Source organism: Desulfovibrio sp. (assembly GCF_041907885.1).
In the GTDB taxonomy this organism is placed as follows: Bacteria; Desulfobacterota; Desulfovibrionia; order Desulfovibrionales; family Desulfovibrionaceae; genus Desulfovibrio.
The window spans coordinates 1-16,882 of the sequence record NZ_JAYRGM010000024.1; the positions used below are offsets into that span (position 1 = coordinate 1).

Here is a 16,882-nt window from a genome sequence, read left to right on the forward strand (position 1 = left end):
GTCTGGTCTGTTGCCTTCTGGAAGGTAAGGCCTTGGATGACGAGAAGAAAAAAGCCGCAGGCCTGAAGCAGATCGAGATTTCTTCCCGCGCCAAGGGCGACCTGATCATGATGGGCATTGGCGGTTTTTCGCCCCTGAACGGCTTCATGAACAAGGCTGACTGGAAGAGCGTCTGCGAAAAGATGACCCTTTCCGACGGCACCTTCTGGCCCGTTCCGGTTACCCTTGATGTTCCCGCTGCCGACGCCAAGGCCCTCAAGGTCGGCGAAGAAGTGGCCCTGGTTCGCAAAGGCGAAGTCATGGCTACCATGAAGATCGAAGAAGTTTACGAAATGACCGAAGCCGACAAAAAGTCGGAATGCGAACTGGTCTTCAAGGGCACCGGCCCCGACTCCGAAAAGTTCTGGGAAGTGGCCCCCACCGACCACCCCGGCGTGATGATGGTTCTGGCTCAGAACGAATTCAACATCGCTGGCCCCGTTAAAGTTCTCTCGCAGGGCGAATACCCCGTGAAGTTCCCCGGCGTGTACATGACCCCTGCCCAGCTGCGCGCCAAGATGGACGAACGCGGCTGGCAGAAGGTTGCCGCCCTTCAGCTGCGCAACCCCATGCACCGCTCGCATGAATACCTGGCCAAGATCGGCGTGGAAGTGTGCGACGGCGTGGTCATCCACTCCCTCGTGGGCTCCCTGAAGCCCGGTGACATCCCCGCCGAAGTGCGCGTGAAGTGCATCGACACCCTGGTTGACCACTACTTCGTGAAAGACTTCGTGATCCAGGCTGGCTACCCCCTGGACATGCGTTATGCCGGTCCCCGCGAAGCCCTACTGCACGCCACCTTCCGCCAGAACTACGGCATCAACAACCTGCTGGTTGGCCGCGACCACGCTGGCGTGGGCGACTTCTACGGCATGTTTGAAGCCCAGGAAATCTTCCGCAAGATTCCTGTGCCCGCCGAAGAAGGCAAGCGTCTGCTCTGCGATCCGCTGAACATCGACTGGACCTTCTACTGCAAAAAGTGTGACGGCATGGCCAGCATGCGCACCTGCCCCCACACCAAGGAAGATCGCGTCATCCTGTCCGGCACCAAGCTGCGCAAGATGCTCTCCGAAGGCGCTGAAGTGCCGGATCACTTTGGCCGCGCCGAAGTGCTCGTCATCCTGCGCGAATACTATGCCAGCCTGACCGAAAAGGTCGAAATCAAGATGCAGCGTGCGGCCTCCGGCTCCACCATGTAAGCTTGTCGCATAGACACAACATAAAAGGACGCCCGCAAGGGCGTCCTTTTATTTGGCTGGCTCAGCATTTTACTTGCGCATGCCCTAATGCAGGCACTGCTGATTCCCGCAACTGACTAGAACCCTGCCAGGGGTCTGGCAGGTGCATACCCATTGTGCAACGTTCACGGCAGGCCACGCCCCACACGCCCGCAGGCTGGCTATCGCTGTCGCATTGCCCCGCCCCATGGTTCATCCCATCCATATCATTCAAAGCGCACCGCGCTTTACGAAAAAGCAAAAACAGCCTATAACCTGAAACGAGTTACATGTAATCACGGATCTGGCCCGCAGTGCTGGCATCCGCTGTGATGCTGCTCGGTAGAGACCTCGCCTGAATAAGAGTATTTTACATCCACAGGTAGTTCATGAAGCGATCGCACCAGTTATTTCCCGGAATTTTGAGCATGGCTGCCCTGGCAGCGGGCTTTTGCATCTGGAGCGCCTTAGGCAACGAGGTTAACCTTTGCGTGACTTCGGGCTGTGCGCTGTTTCAGGATACGTCCATTGCCGGCATTTCGCTGTGGTGGGCTGGCGGCGTAATGTTTGCGGCTCTGGGTGCTGCCGCCCTGATGGGCGCTGCCCCGCTGGGCATGATTCTGGCTGGCCTTGCCCTGTTGGGCGACATTGGCCTTTTGCTGCTGATGTCTGTCACCGCCCCCTGCGTGAGCTGCCTGATTGTGGCCTGCTTTTTTGCCATGATCTACGCCGGATTTCGACAGGCCGCCCACCGCAGCCATTCTGGCCTGCCCAATGACAAGCCTGGGCGCTCGCTGCTGATTGTTGTGTGGAGCGTACTGTTTGTTGTCAACGTGGGTACGGCGCTGCGCACGCAGGCAGACGTGTGGGCCATCACCGACAACGGCAAGGAAGCCACGGTTCGCATATTTTTTTCGCCTTCATGCCCCAGTTGCCAAGAGGGCATCGCCCTGCTTTCTGGCCGGGTGGATGTGGCATTTTACCCACTGGCTGAGAGCGAGGCTGATATCTACAAGGCTGCGCGCATGCTGCGCTTGATGGATAATGGCGCAAGCATTGCCGAGGCACTGACCAAGGCTCAGGATGTGGCCGCGCCATCTGCCATGGCGGCCACTGCTCCTGACATGCTGCTTCTGCGCCTACGCATGCTGCGCAACAAGGCTCATGTTTTCATGGCCGGCTCACAGACGGTTCCTTTTTTCGAATACCACGGCCTGCCCACCATGCTGAAAAAATCCGCCAAACAGCAGGCAGGGCATACAACTGCACCCACCGCACCGGTTTCCCCCTCCGCAACGGGCAGTGCTGATTTGCCGCTCGACCCGCAGGTGGCCGGGCAATGCTCTGGCACTACCCCCTGCCCGTAGCCCCCGCCGCCAAGGGCGGTCTTGTGCAAAAAATGACAAACCTTGCGCTTCAAAAGCGCAAAGGGACTTGACGCCCTTTGCGCTTACTATTTATATGAGAGAGCCTTACTAAAAAGGCATGGGGACGGAATGAAAGCAATCGACGTATTTCGCAAACACAAAGGCGAGATGGTGCGTTTATGGACAGACTCTGTATTCGACACCTATCCATTTGAAACAACAGGTTTTCTTCGCACCAAAGACGACCCCTTCGGCAACCCGGTAGCCCACATGACCAAGGAAGCCGCAGGGGCCTTGTATGATGCCGTAACGGGCGAAACCGTAGAAGTGGCCCATACCAAAAAAGCCATGGACCGTTTTATCAAGTTACGCGCGGTGCAAACCTTTTCCCCCAGCCAAAGCATGGCCGTGTTCAGCCTCATGAAGCCCATTCTGAGAGAACACGTCATGCCTGAACTTGTGGCGCAGGGCGACCTGGCGGCCTACCTTGAGACCGAATCGCGCATTGACAGCCTGATGCTCCTGGCTTTTGACATGTATGTTGAAAACCGGGAAATTCTGGCCGAATCGCGTATTACGGAGATACGCAACCAGCATGCCCAACTGGCGCGCTGGGCGCAACAACTGGAAGGCGGAAACGTTCCCACCGGGAACGACCGCTGACATTCCGCGTTCATTGGGCCAAAGGGCCTGACCGTGGGCTTTGCAGCATGCGGGCCAAGAGATCTCTCAATATCCCGTGGTGGGCTTTTGAGGCAACTTTAGTGGAAGTGAGGTAGGGAATGTTCAATTCATTACTGCTGGTGCTGCTCATAGGAGCCATCGCCTGGGCGGGAGCGGCCGTGGGGCTCGCGGGCCTGTTCGGCGTGGCGCTGCCTTATGTGGCAGTAGTCGTGTTCATCGCCGGTGTTGTCTGGCGCATGGTGTACTGGGCCAAATCGCCCGTGCCCTTCTGCATACCCACTACGGGTGGGCAGGAGCAGTCGCTTGACTTCATCAAGCAGGCAAAATTCGACTGCCCTAGCACAACTTGGGGTGTTGTGCAGCGCATGTTCCTGGAAGTGTTCTGCTTCCGTTCGCTGTTCCGCAACACGGTTGCGGATGTGCGGGAGTTTGACCCCGTAAGCAACGGGCCGCGCACCATTTATTTTTCTTCCAAGTGGCTGTGGGTCTTTGCCCTGCTGTTCCACTACTGTTTCCTGCTTGTGTTTATCCGTCACTTCCGCTTTTTCATGGAACCCGTGCCTTCCTGTATTCGCTTTTTGGAAACCATTGACGGTATCATGCAGTTTGGCTCGCCCCGCTTCTTCTGGACCGGCGGCCTGGTTCTGACCGCCCTGCTGTTTTTGCTGGGACGCCGCATTTTCAACCAGCGCCTGCGTTACCTTTCGCTTGCCAACGACTACTTCCCCCTGTGGCTGCTTATCAGCATTGTGGGTACCGGCATCTGCCTGCGTTATTTTGATAAGACCGAAATCGCTCAGGTCAAGATTTTTGTCATGGGCCTTACGCACTTTGCGCCTGTGGCGACCACGGGCATCAATGCCCTGTTCTTCACGCACCTTACTCTGGTTTGCGTACTGCTGATTTACTTCCCCTTCTCCAAGCTCATGCACATGCCGGGCGTGTTCTTCAGCCCCACGCGTAACATGGCGTGCAACTCTCGCCGCGTTCGCCACATCAACCCCTGGAATCCGCCCAAGCAGTACTTCACCTACGCCGAGTACGAGGATACCTACCGCGACGCCATGGCCGATGCCGGGCTGCCGCTGGAAAAGCAACCCGAAAAGGCCGCCGAGTAAGGAGTTTCCACGATGGCAAAATTACCTACGCCGCAAATGCTTGTGTCCAGCCGTCCGGCCTTTCCTGACCAGGACTGGCTTGACACAAAGCCTGAATTTACACCGGGCAGCTTCTGCTATCCGGCCAAGCAAGAAACCATGGAACTTCTGCACATGCCCAATCCCCACGAATGGGATCCGGCGGCAGAAGACTGGAACTTGCCCGAAAACTGGGAACAGATTCTGTGCGACGCCTTTGAAGAGCGCCTTGAAAAACACCGCTCGCTCAAGCTTTTCATGGATATCTGCGTGCGTTGCGGCGCCTGCGCCGACAAGTGCCACTTTTTCCTTGGCACCAACGACCCCAAGAACATGCCCGTGCTGCGCGCCGAGCTGCTCCGTTCGCTGTACCGCCGCGACCACACCATGCTGGGCAAGATTCTCGGCAAAAAAGTGGGCGCTCGTGGCTGGGACAAGGAAGTAGTGAAGGAACTCTTCTACTACTCCTACCAGTGTACTGAATGCCGCCGCTGCTCGCTGTTCTGCCCCTACGGCATCGACACGGCCGAAATCACCGCCATCGTGCGCGAACTGCTGCACGAGGTGGGTCTTGGCATTCACTGGATCATGGACCCCGTGAAAAACTGTAGCTTCACCGGCAACCACCTTGGCATCAAGCCCCACTCCTTTGTGGAAATCGTGGAAATGCTGGCCGATGACTGCGAAACCATCACCGGTATCCGCCCCAAAACGCCCTTCAACGAAAAGGGCCACGAAATCCTGTTCATCACGCCCTCTGGTGACGTGTTTGCCGACCCCGGCATCTACACCTTCATGGGCTACCTGATGCTCTTCCATGAACTGGATCTCGACTACACCTTCTCGACCTACGCGTCCGAAGGCGGCAACTTTGGCTCCTTTACCACGTTCAACATGGCAAAGAAGCTCAACGCCAAAATGTACGCCGAAGCCGAACGTCTGGGTTCCAAGTGGATTCTGGGCGGCGAATGCGGCCACATGTGGCGCGTGATCAGCCAGTACATGGACACCTACAACGGCCCGTCGCCCGCACACATGACGACGCCTGTTTCGCCCTACACCGGCACGGTGTTCCAGAACGCGGCCTCCACCAAGATGGTACATATTGCCGAGTTCACAGCTGACCTGATCCATCACAACAAGCTGAACCTCGACCCCAGCCGTAACGACCATATCGTCACCACGTTCCACGACTCGTGCAACCCTGCACGCGGCATGGGCCTGCTCGACGAACCCCGCTACGTGCTCAACGCCGTGTGCAACAACTTTGTTGAAATGCCCGAAAACACCATCCGCGAGCAGACCTTCTGCTGCGGTGCCGGTTCCGGTCTGAACACCGAAGAAATCATGGAACTGCGCATGCGTTCCGGCATGCCCCGTGGTAATGCCCTGCGCTATGTGCAGGAAAAATACGGCGTCAACCACATGGCCTGCGTGTGCGCCATCGACCGCGCCACCCTGCCCCCGCTCGCCAACTACTGGGCGCCCGGCGTCAATGTGAGCGGCCTGCATGAACTGGTGGGCAATGCCCTTGTGATGAAGGGCGAAAGCAAGCGCACCATGGACCTGCGCCAGGAAGACCTGCCCAACGTGGTAGAGGATGATGACGCGCCCGAGGCGCAGGGGGAGGGTCAATAGATGTATAACGCCAAAGCAGTAATTCTTGGGATCATCATTTTTGTGGTCCTGTTCACCTCCCCGTTCTGGGCAAGCATGCTGGGCAACCGCTACACCAGCACCGGCATTGCGCTGCCCAAGAATGAAAAAGAATGCGTGGAAAATGTGACTTTTATGCGCGACAAGCACATGCAGCTGCTCAACGAGTGGCGCGATGAAGCCCTGCGCAAAGAAAATCGCACCTATGTGGCGTCCAATGGCAAAAAGTGGACCATCAGCCTCCAGAACACCTGCATGAAGTGCCATAACGACTACAAGGGTTTCTGCGAAAAGTGCCATGTGGCCAACAGCGTTGATCCTTATTGCTGGACCTGCCACATCATTCCCCAGGGGAGCAAATAATGAACAAGAGCAGAAGAAGCTTTCTGAAAGTGGCGGGGCTTTCCGCCTGTGCCCTGAGCAGCGGAATGGCTGGCCTTGGCGCCTTGTCCGGCGTTGCTCAGGCCCAGATTGCCCCTGGTCGGTATGAAAAGGGCGTCAATGCCCTGCACGCCAAGCGCTGGGCCATGGTTATCGACACCCGCCAGTTCACTGGCCCCAGAGACTATGAACCGCTGATCGAAGCGTGCCACAAGTTCCACAATGTGCCCCACGTTCCGGGCGAACAGAACATCAAGTGGTTCTGGCTCGATTCGTTCGAGCACACCTTCCCCGATGAAATGAACGCCTTTCTCGACAAGCGCCGGGCTGAAGCCAGCTATCCGCTGCTGTGCAACCACTGCACCAACCCGCCCTGCGTGCGCGTGTGCCCCACACAGGCCACCTACAAGATGGAAGACGGCATTGTCGCCATGGACTACCACCGCTGCATTGGCTGCCGCTTCTGCATGGCGGGCTGTCCTTTTGGCGCACGTTCGTTCAACTTCAAGGATCCCCGCAAGTTCCTTGCCGACCCGGTGCCCAATCCCACCTTCCCCACGCGCATGATCGGCGTGGTCGAAAAGTGTACCTTCTGCGCCGAGCGCCTGGCCGTGGGCCAGCTGCCCGCCTGCGTTGAAGCCTCTGGCGGCAAGATTCTCTTCGGCGACCTGGAAGATCCCAATTCAACGGTGCGGCAGGCTTTGTCCGCCAACTACAGTATTCGCCGCAAGCCCAACCTGGGCACGCAGCCCGGCGTTTACTACCTCATATAGGGAGGACAGGCCATGGTTGAAAAATTGCTCGAAGGTCCCAAGACCTACTACTTGTGGCTGCTCTTTCTGCTCTGCCTGATCGCAGGCTGCGGCATTGTGTATCTGGATCAGCTCCAGAACGGTCTTTCCGTAACCGGCATGAACCGCGACGTTTCGTGGGGGCTGTATATCTCGCAGTTCACCTACTTCGTCGGTGTTGCCGCTTCGGCCGTTATGCTGGTGCTGCCCACGTACTTCCACCACTATAAAAAGTTCAAGCGCATGATCATTTTTGGTGAATTCATGGCCGTTGCGGCCGTGGTCATGTGCGCCCTGTTCATCGTGGTTGACCTTGGTCAGCCCCAGCGCATGCTCAACGTCATGCTGCATCCCACGCCCAATTCCGTCATGTTTTACGACATGCTGGTGCTCATTGGCTATCTGGGTCTGAACATCATTATCGGCTGGGTTACCCTTGAAGCCGAACGCCACGAAATCGATCCCCCCAAATGGATCAAGCCCCTCATCTATCTTTCGATTCTGTGGGCCTTCTCCATCCACACGGTTACCGCCTTCCTGTACGCTGGCGTGCCTGGCCGCCACTACTGGCTCACCGCCATCATGGCTGGCCGCTTCCTTGCTTCTGCCTTCTGCTCCGGGCCTGCCATCCTGATGCTGCTCATGCTGCTCATGCGCCGCCTCAGCGGTCTTGATGTGGGCAAGGAAGCCGTAAAAACGCTGACCACCATCATTGTCTACGCCATGTGCGTGAACGTGTTCTTCTTTGTGCTGGAACTGTTCACGGCTTTCTACAGCAACATTCCCGGTCACATGGAACCCATCAGCGTGCTGTTCTTTGGCCACGGCGGTCATCTGCTGTGGGTGAACTACTGGATGTGGGCGGCGGTTATCATGGCCTTCTCGTGCCTCGCCATTCTTATTCCGCCCAAACTGCGCACCCACCCCACGCTTATGCCCATCGCCCTGGCCATGCTTGTGGCGGCCTCGTGGATCGACAAGGGTCTTGGTTTGCTGGTTGGCGGTTTTACCCCCAACATGTTTGAAACCATTACCCCCTACATGCCCACTGCAAAAGAAATTGCCGTGGCCCTTGGCGTGTACGCCGTGGGCGCACTGGTGCTCTCCCTGCTGTGGCGCATCGCCCTTGGCGTGAAGAAAGAAGTGAATCACCTCTCCGACTAAACGCCAGACTGAATAGATCAAGCGCCCCTGAGTCTTCACGACGCAGGGGCGCTTTTGCGTGAGCGCACTTCAGGCGTGCTGCCCCCGCCATTGGGCCCGTATCGAGTTAGGCGGCTGGCCCCGCATAAAGCAAGGCATTGTGGCAGCAGGTTACCCGGCGGCTGGCCAGCACCGTACAAATGACCAGACCGTAACAGTATTTCCCCACACTCACGCTTGACTCGAACCCATGCTCACGGGCATAGTATCAGCCATTCCCCGTTATTATTTTCGCAAGGAGCCATGGATGCATCAAGCGCTCAAAGACGCCATAACCATAAGCAAAACACTGTTGCGCAATGGCTATGACGCGCATGTTATCAACGCCCCCTTGCAGGAGCATCTGCTGGAAAACGCCAAGCAGCCCACCGTGGACATAGCCTGCGAGCCGGATCTGGATACACTTATCAAGCTGTTTCCCAAGGCAGTGCCGCTGCAAGACAAGCGCGCCCTCGCTGCACTGGAAGAAAACGGCTTTACCTTCTGTTTTTATCCCCTGGAAGTTGCCGCTGCGGGCCACCCGGAGCTTTCGCTGCTGCGCATCACGCCAACCATGATGGACAGGATGCCCCATGAGGAGCAGCTCAAGCTGCGCCTTACGGGTTTTGGCAGCCCGGAAGCATCAAACGATGCCTACGACGGTTTTGAAGACCTCAAGGGCGGCGCCATACGGCTTGCAGGCCTGCCGGACGAAACCCTGCGCCACAATTATCTGCTGGCCGTGCGCGCCCTGCGCTTTGCCGCCAATTTCGATCTGCCCATCGAACCCAACACATGGCTTGCCATTGTGCGCGCCTCGAGCCGTGTGCTCGACTACGTGCCTGCCACAGATATCATGGACGAATGGCGCAAGGTTGCGGCTGAATCCATGTACCGTTTTGTGCGCCTGCTGTTCGATTCGCACATTTTGCAGGGCCTTATTCCCGAAGTCGCCTCACTTTCCTGCCTTACCCAGATGCGCAACAAGGAAGGCGAGACGGAAAATGTTTTTGAACACACCCTGGAGTGCATGAAGCACTACCCGGAAGAAGATTTTCACTACGACTGGCTCGGCACCATGGCCATGCTCTTCCACGACGTGGGCAAGCTGTACACCGGCGAATATTTTGACGGTATATGGACGTACTACCAGCACCACCGTGTGGGGGCCAAGGTTACCCGCAAAATTCTGCGCCGTCTGCACTTTGCCCAGGAAGACATTGATCTGCTCTGCCATCTGGTGCGCAACCACATGCGCTTCCACTTCATGATGACCGACAGGGGCATTCGCCGTTTCAAGGCACTGGACGACTACCCGCGCCTTATCGCCATGGCCAGGGCAGACCTCAAGGCCCGCAACGGCATTCTCACCTCGTTCAACCACAATATGAAGTATCTTGACCGTGCCGAAACCCCGGAACAGATGCTTGAACCCCTCTTGAACGGCAACGAGATCATGAGCGAAACCAAGCTTTCGCCCGGCCCTCTCGTGGGCATCATACGCGATGCCCTGTTGCAGGCGCAGATTGCCGGTGAAGTTACCGATGTGGAATCAGCGGTGGCTTTTGTACGCGATTACGCCCGCAAATCAGTGGGGTAGGCAGCCCCTCACGTGACTGAAACGGTGGGCGTTCCTTTGGGAGCGCCCATTTTCGCTTACAGCTGGCACTGTCAGCACCAGGGATGAAAATCCTTGCCCAAGGGGCGCAAAAATCGTAGTGCATCAACCAGCTCCCGTGCATCCCGGCCTTGAGGCCCAACTCTATCCTTTCGGGCACACCGTATGACCAATCTTCTCAATCTGACCCTTCCCGAACTCGAAATCTGGCTTCAGACCGAACTTGGCGAGCCCAAATTCCGCGCCATGCAGATATGGCAGTGGCTGTGGCAGCGCATGGTCCGCGATTTTGAATCCATGACCAATATTTCAAAGGCCTGCCGTGAAAAACTTACGGCCAGGGCCGACATTATCTGGCCGGAAGTGGTGACGGTTGAGACAAGCCAGGACGACACAGCCAAATTTTTGCTGCGGCTTGAAGACGGGGCGCTGGTTGAAACCGTGCTCATACCTTCTGATTCACGCGAGGGCGTGCGCCGCTGGACTCAGTGCGTTTCGTCGCAGGTGGGTTGCGCCATGGCCTGTACCTTTTGCTCCACAGGGCAGATGGGCTTTGAGCGTAATATGACCATGGCCGAAATTTTGGGGCAAATTTTGATTGCCCGCGCGCATTTGGGCGACGACAGGCCAGAATGGCCCATGCTACGCAATATTGTTTTTATGGGTATGGGAGAACCGCTGCTCAACATGCGCGAACTCATGCGTTCGCTTGAGACTCTTAACAATGCCAAGGGGCTCAACTTTTCTCCCCGACGCATTACGGTTTCCACCTGTGGCATTGAAAAAGGCCTGCGCGAACTTGGCGAGAGCGGTCTGGCCTATCTGGCTGTTTCGCTGCACGCGCCCACTCAGGAGCTGCGGTCGCGCATCATGCCCAAGGCCGCGCGCTGGTCATTGGAAGAGATGTTTGAAACGCTCAAGTCTTACCCGCTCAAGACGCGGGAGCATATCACGCTTGAATATCTGCTGCTGGGCGGGGTCAACGACGGGCAAGAACATGCCAGGGAGCTGGCACAACTGGTAAATGATGTGCGCGGCAAGCTGAACCTTATCGTTTACAACCCAGCCGAGGGCGCGCCTTACGCCGCCCCGACGGAAGAGGATGTGCTGGCATTTGAGCAGGTTCTGTGGAAGCGCAAGATCACGGCCATTTTGCGCAAGAGCAAGGGCCAGGATATCAAGGCCGCCTGTGGGCAGCTCAAGGCGGCTCGTTTGCCTGAATGATCGCGACCGTGATTTGCCGCAAGAGTGAAGAACAGGCAGGAAGCGCTGGTCAGAATGCGTTCTTCCCCCGCCGGCGTGTGTGGCATGCAGGGCCATCTTCGCGAGGTTTGAGCCAGCCATAGCCTCCCTTCCACCGACGGAACAGCCGAAAGATCAGCAAGGGCAACAAGGCCAGGGCGCATGCCAGGTGCAGCATCTTTACAGCCGTATACGTTGCGTCGTAGAGGGAATAATCGGGCATATTGTGTACAATAAGCGCCAGCCCTGTAATGGCCAGCCCGATGAGCAGTACAACGCGCATGAGGCCGCAACGGGTGAGGTAGTACGTGCTGTGCCCCTGCAACCGCCAGATGGTGAAGGCATAGGTTCCCAGAAAAAGCAGGGCTGCCGAAGAATAATAGTGGGCCACCGAGGGCGACCAACTTGTGCCCAAGGTAAGACCGTAACGGCTCATCACCGGCAGATGTGATATTCCGCTCCATACGGCGCTGAGCATGCTCAAAAGCCAGAGCAGGCTGAAAAATGAGGAAAAAAGCGTCTTCTGATTTTTCACGGCTTACGCCTCATCTGCTTTTCGCGCCACATGCGCAGCCCTGCCAGGGCAGCACCAGCGGCAGGCGCCAGCAAAACAGCCCGCAACAAACTGTTTTCCTTATCCATACTTGCCCCAGCAGGGCGAAGGCTTGGCATGCCCACCCCAACCTGCCCCTGGCGCAGCATGTTTGCCTCAATATCGCGAAACAACACGGTTGACACATAGATCGTATTTGTGCCGCCATTTTCCTTCAGCCCAAAAATATCTCCGCCCCGCTTTTCTGCCAGGGCCTTTGCCTGTAGCACAATGTCGTTGCGGGGGCCGGTGCGCATGGCTCCCTGCGGGCAGGCTGCCACGCAGGCGGGGTTTTCTCCCGCTGCAAGCAGGCTTTGACAATAGTCGCATTTAAATGTCTGCCCGTTGCCCAGGTATTTTGGAGCAAAATTCAGATAAGGCCCTACGCCCCCCTGCCGCTGCGGAATCCCCCAGGGGCAGGCGCGCTCGCAGGGGCCGTCGCCCATGCATGTGGCGCGGTTGATGTAGACAGCGCCCTCCTGACTTTGCCTCAACGAACCTGTGGAACACAGGGTGACACACTGAGGGTTTGTGCAGTGCAGACAGCGGCGGGGCAGAAATACGCGTTTTTCAACTCCCTTGACCGTGATTGTACACGACTGGATAAAAATCCAGTTGTAGGGAGTGAGGCGCGAAATTTCATCGGTACGGTCAGACCAGTCGCTGCTGCGCACCCAGGCAGGATAAGGGCGAGGATAAGGATGGACAGGATGTGGGATTGAGGCAAGATTGCGCCCCCGGCATGCTGTAACACAGGCACCACAACCGGTACACAGGTCAACATCAATGAGGGTTGCGCGGTCATCGATTTCTCCCCAGGTGCTGGCCCGCCCCGGAGTGGAAAGGGTTGTACCCGCAAGAGTCACCCCTGCTGTGCCGACGATCGCCTTAAGCAACGATCTGCGCTGCAATAAATGCTTGTTAGCCATTGGATACCTTTGCCTCTCACGGCTATTACCGTATCCATATAGGCCTGCCGACGCGGAGGCGTCAATGCTGACCTTTGAACAAGACAGACGATCCCGCCCTGCTCCATAATTCGAAAAACCGCACACACGGTGCTTTTTCTAGCGGTGCTATGCCTGCATGGCCTTTTTTTCAAACGGTGCTGGCGGCCGCCAACGCCAGAACAAGGCCAGCAGCGGCACCAATCCGGCCAGTTCGGCCACCTCCCGGCGTGCAACAAACCCAACCCACCACCACAGACCAATACTGACCGCGCAGGTCAAAAACATGAGCGACCACTGCCCAAGATTCATGGGCCGCGCTGCCCACTGAAAATACCCAACGGTCAGAACTGCTACCCAGACCTTGGTAATGGTCAGCGACAGGGCTGCGCCCTCAAGCGGCATGGCCGGAATGAGGGTAAAACAGCAGATCAGGTTGCACGCAAGCCCGGTCAGGTAAAAACCCAGCAGCAGGCGGTGCTGGCGCATGCCAATCATGGCGTAGGCTGCAAGGTTGTGCAGAAAGGCCGTGGCAAGACAGGGGGTCAGCAAACGCTGTGCGGTGACGGCGCTTTGATAGTTTGGCCCGTACACGAGTGGCAGGAAGCGGTCGCTTTCCACGCAGATAAGAAAAATTATGGGCAGCGATGCGGCCCAGAGCGAACGGGCAGTCTGCCCCGCAAGCTGGCGGAAGGCGTCCTTGTCCTGCTGCCACAGTTTGGCCAGCAGAGGAAAAATCACCTTGCCCAGCAAGGCACTGGAAACAAGAACAGACAGGCCTTCAACGGTTTCCCAGGCTACGCCGTAACCGCCCACATCCGCATTGCCACCGTACTGCTTGAGAAAAATGACATTGATCTTGTTGTAGAACATGGCGCAACCGGCCATGCAGGTAAAGATAAGGCCGTGCTTCATGTGTCGGGCAAGATCCTTCATGCCCTCCACGCCCACACCCGCCAGGGGGTTGCGCTGAAGCGCCACCAGGGCAAATACGATGCACAGCAGTGATTCCACGGGCTTGTACAGGGCAATGACAATGGGCGGCGCGTCAAGCAGCACACAGGCAATACCAAAGCCAATCCCCAGCAGGGCGGAGGGCACACGAATGCGCATTTCCACATCCTGCCGACCACGCGCCTGACAAAGAGCAAAAAAAGAATCGCTCACCCCGTCAAGCCCAAGCCCTGCGGCTATACACATGACCACAAGCCGCAGCTCGGGTGTATAGTTTTGCCAGCCCGTCACAAACCAGGTGACACCAAGGGCCAGCAACAGCACGGTCAGCTTGAGCCAGGTGACTTCGCCCAGCAGGGCAACAGGCCGCCCCTCACGCCGGGCAAATGTGGAGAGCAGAAAATCGTTGAGGCCCACGTCGGCTACCGTCTTCACAAGGTAGCCAAACGTGAGCGCCAGCACGACCTGTCCGAGAATATCGGGGCTGCGCCGCGCAAGAAGAATGGTAAAAGCGGTCCACGCCAGGTCGCGCGTCCACTGCGCACCCAGTATGTACCCCAGTCGACGGGGAATGCTTTTCAGCTTCATGAAGGGGGCTTACCTGCTCCCCTTAAAACGCACCACGGCCTTAAAGCCGGGCTTGAGCTCAAGATTGGGATTGGGAACCGTGATTTCCACAGAGTAGTACGAAGGATTGGATACGCTCATATCTGTGGAAACCCACGAGATTTCATTCACCGTACCGGCAAATTTTTTGCCGTTCAGCGAGGGAATCTCAACTTCAACAGAGTCACCCGCCTTGATACCGCTGATCTCGGCCTCATACACGGGAACCTGAATAAGAACAGGATCAAGCTTGCCCACACGAATGGGCGACGAACCGGCCCCAAGCAGCGCGCCAGCGTAGAGCGTGGCATCCAGCGAAAGCACATAGCCGTCAATGGGGGCTGTCAGGGTAAGCTCCTTCGGCAGGCTCTCTCCTTCCCTGATAGGCTTACCAAAATAGCCGCTCAGTTCTTCAAGTCGGGTAGAAAAGTTCTTTTCCGACTTCTGAATGGTCACCCGCAAAAGATCAATGCGGCGCTGCAACGAATGCACATCGTCCTCAAGCCGGCTAGAGGCCTGGGCAGAACCGAGCCCTGATGCTGCGAGCTGACGGGCCTTGTTGCGCTGGGCTGCCGTTTCTGCAAGGCGGCGTTCAAGGTCAAGCACCTGCCCCTTCAGATCTTCTGTACCCGCGCCAGTGGTCACTTCACGCTGCAATACGCGCTCCGCTTCTTCCTGAAGGTGGTAGCGCATCAGGGGAGTGCCCTTGTCCACAGGCTGGCCGGGCTTGACCAGCACCTCATCCACCACGGCGTGGAAGGGCACGGGCGCGGCACGGGTAACGGTGGTGACTACCTTGCCAGTGAGGATTGTTGCACCAGAGCCGATGGAACCGCTTTCAGCAGCTACGGCTGCCCCCTGCAAACCAAACAGGGCAAACGTAACGACAGCAATGGCAAGCATCACCGGGACTGCACGTTGCAGTATGACAACCACTGTAGAAGCCTGAGCTTTCTGCATTACAGCACCTCCTTGGCAGGAAGGCCGAGGAACCGCTGTGACAGTGAATTAGAAAGATCCATCCACTCAAGCATGGCCAGCCTGTAATCAAGGTCAGCATTGATAAAGGCAATGCGGGCCTGAACCATGTCTTCCTGCCTGGTGGCCATATCGGGCAACTGCACTATGCCTTCATGAAAAGATATCTGTGCTTCCTTGAACTGCATGCTGGCTGTATCCAGACGGGTTTTGGCAAGCTTGCGTTCTGTTTCGGCCAAGGCCACGCGCTGCTCGCACTGCAACCACTTGTTCGAGTAGTCCGTACGCTTGCGGGCCAGCTCGTGGAAGGCCTGCGCCTTGTGCATGCGGGCCGTCTGAACACCGCGATATCTGCGTCCCCAGTCGATCAGGGGGAAGTCAAATGTCAAATGTACAAACGTGTCTTCTTTGCCGTTGTTGGGCTGATACTGGCCAGCGGGCGGATAATTGTTTACGGCAATGGTCATGGTCGGCACATACTGAGCCCAGGCAACCATGATATTGTAGTCGCTCAGCTTTATCTGACCGCGCAGCAGCAGTTCGTCTTCCGTTGCGGGCCAGCGCTCATCCCAGGTGAGCTTGTGGCCGTCAAAACCGGCAAGCACAGAGTCGGCGCTTCTGGTGTCAACCTCAAGGCGCTGCTGGGGCTCAACACCAGCAAGAATCTTGAGCTGGGTACGCTGCATGATTTCCTTCATCTTGGTCTGCTCCAGCTTGAGCTCAAGCTCGCGCTGGTGCTGGATGGCAAGATTGAGCGAAACCCCCTGTCGGCCATCAACAGTTTCAACTTTCTTCCAGTAGTCAACAAGCTCCTTGCCCAAGGGCAGCAGTTCCTTCTGTGCGTCAACAATCTTCTGCTGCGCCTGAAGCTGCAAATAGGCTTCGCCAATCTTGCTGATGGCCTTGCCCACAGCCTTGCGGTGGGTGGAGATGGCCAGATTGACCATGGCGGTCTGCACCTGATGCTCAAAATAGGTGGCCATGGGATTGGGGAAGGCCGCGTAAAATCCCACGCGAAAACGGGTCTGCCCATAATCGCTGGGGGTATTGGAATTATCCATGTTGTACCGTGTCAGATTGTTGGACACGGTAAAGTTCATGTGTGGTTCCGGCAGATACTTCCAGACGGCGTCGGTCTGTGCAAGCCGCTTGATCTCGATATTCACGGCGCTGTTGACCAGGGCGGGCGACTGCTGGATGGTCAGGAACACGCAGTCTTCAAAGGAAAAAACCTTTTTCGGATCATACAGATTCGGTACGGCGGCTTCCAGCTTTTCCTTGTTTTCTACCGGCACGCCAGGCGCTTCCTGAAGCCAGTGCTTGGCAGGAAGTTCGGGCGATTTGACACCGGCTTTCTTGGAACAGGCCCCGGCCAGCAGTGCTGCCGTAATCAACAGCAGCAGAAAAAAACGTGTGGTAAATTTTGCTTGCGCAGTGAGCATCTGGCACCCTTTGCGTAGTTGCGTTGGCCAACGCTGAGCAGATTGTGTGT

15 protein-coding genes are annotated in these 16,882 nt (G+C 57.1%); 10 read left to right on the forward strand and 5 right to left on the reverse strand.

The window, feature by feature from the left end; all coding sequences use genetic code 11:
- Positions 1–2 precede the first annotated feature (2 nt).
- From sat to rlmN, 10 genes are all read left to right on the forward strand, one after another.
- Positions 3–1,238 (forward strand): sulfate adenylyltransferase, encoded by a 1,236-nt coding sequence (sat, locus tag ACE3NW_RS10815; RefSeq protein WP_374283259.1) that lies wholly within the window; start codon positions 3–5, stop codon positions 1,236–1,238.
- 446 nt (positions 1,239–1,684) lie between these two features.
- On the forward strand, positions 1,685–2,623 hold the full coding sequence (locus tag ACE3NW_RS10820; RefSeq protein WP_374283261.1) for a hypothetical protein: 939 nt from the start codon (positions 1,685–1,687) through the stop codon (positions 2,621–2,623).
- Positions 2,624–2,752: 129 nt separating this feature from the next.
- The gene (locus tag ACE3NW_RS10825) at positions 2,753–3,286 is read left to right on the forward strand and encodes an RsbRD N-terminal domain-containing protein (RefSeq protein ID WP_374283264.1); all 534 of its coding nucleotides are present in this window, start codon (positions 2,753–2,755) and stop codon (positions 3,284–3,286) included.
- Positions 3,287–3,405: 119 nt separating this feature from the next.
- Complete coding sequence (gene dsrM, locus ACE3NW_RS10830; protein ID WP_374283266.1) at positions 3,406–4,425, forward strand: sulfate reduction electron transfer complex DsrMKJOP subunit DsrM; 1,020 nt, start codon at positions 3,406–3,408, stop codon at positions 4,423–4,425.
- A gap of 12 nt (positions 4,426–4,437) precedes the next feature.
- Entirely contained in the window at positions 4,438–6,081 is a 1,644-nt protein-coding gene (gene dsrK, locus ACE3NW_RS10835) for a sulfate reduction electron transfer complex DsrMKJOP subunit DsrK (RefSeq protein WP_374283269.1), read from the forward strand.
- Positions 6,082–6,462: a sulfate reduction electron transfer complex DsrMKJOP subunit DsrJ gene (gene dsrJ, locus ACE3NW_RS10840; protein ID WP_374283271.1), complete on the forward strand. Its 381-nt coding sequence runs from the start codon at positions 6,082–6,084 to the stop codon at positions 6,460–6,462.
- On the forward strand, positions 6,462–7,253 hold the full coding sequence (gene dsrO, locus ACE3NW_RS10845; protein WP_374283273.1) for a sulfate reduction electron transfer complex DsrMKJOP subunit DsrO: 792 nt from the start codon (positions 6,462–6,464) through the stop codon (positions 7,251–7,253). The genes dsrJ and dsrO overlap by 1 nt, the downstream gene beginning before the upstream one ends.
- Positions 7,254–7,265: 12 nt before the next feature.
- Positions 7,266–8,435: a sulfate reduction electron transfer complex DsrMKJOP subunit DsrP gene (gene dsrP / locus ACE3NW_RS10850; RefSeq protein ID WP_374283275.1), complete on the forward strand. Its 1,170-nt coding sequence runs from the start codon at positions 7,266–7,268 to the stop codon at positions 8,433–8,435.
- Between the two features lie 286 nt (positions 8,436–8,721).
- Entirely contained in the window at positions 8,722–10,053 is a 1,332-nt protein-coding gene (locus ACE3NW_RS10855) for an HD domain-containing protein (RefSeq protein ID WP_374283277.1), read from the forward strand.
- Between the two features lie 183 nt (positions 10,054–10,236).
- Positions 10,237–11,295, forward strand: a complete 1,059-nt coding sequence (gene rlmN / locus ACE3NW_RS10860) for a 23S rRNA (adenine(2503)-C(2))-methyltransferase RlmN (RefSeq protein WP_374283279.1) — start codon at positions 10,237–10,239, stop codon at positions 11,293–11,295.
- 49 nt (positions 11,296–11,344) lie between these two features.
- Here rlmN and ACE3NW_RS10865 read toward each other — a convergent pair whose 3' ends face one another.
- The 5 genes from ACE3NW_RS10865 to ACE3NW_RS10885 form a co-directional block, all read right to left on the reverse strand.
- Positions 11,345–11,848, reverse strand: coding sequence for a FeS-binding protein (locus ACE3NW_RS10865; protein ID WP_374283281.1), 504 nt, complete (start codon positions 11,846–11,848; stop codon positions 11,345–11,347).
- Positions 11,845–12,834 carry a 4Fe-4S dicluster domain-containing protein gene (locus ACE3NW_RS10870; protein ID WP_374283284.1) on the reverse strand — a complete coding sequence of 330 codons (990 nt, stop codon included), beginning with the start codon at positions 12,832–12,834 and terminating at the stop codon, positions 11,845–11,847. Before ACE3NW_RS10870 ends, ACE3NW_RS10865 begins: the two co-directional genes overlap by 4 nt.
- 147 nt (positions 12,835–12,981) lie before the next feature.
- Positions 12,982–14,394, reverse strand: a complete 1,413-nt coding sequence (locus ACE3NW_RS10875) for an oligosaccharide flippase family protein (protein WP_374283286.1) — start codon at positions 14,392–14,394, stop codon at positions 12,982–12,984.
- Between the two features lie 9 nt (positions 14,395–14,403).
- Positions 14,404–15,372, reverse strand: coding sequence for an HlyD family secretion protein (locus ACE3NW_RS10880; protein WP_374283288.1), 969 nt, complete (start codon positions 15,370–15,372; stop codon positions 14,404–14,406).
- On the reverse strand, positions 15,372–16,832 hold the full coding sequence (locus ACE3NW_RS10885; protein WP_374283290.1) for a TolC family protein: 1,461 nt from the start codon (positions 16,830–16,832) through the stop codon (positions 15,372–15,374). The genes ACE3NW_RS10880 and ACE3NW_RS10885 overlap by 1 nt, the downstream gene beginning before the upstream one ends.
- Between the last annotated feature and the right edge of the window lie 50 nt (positions 16,833–16,882).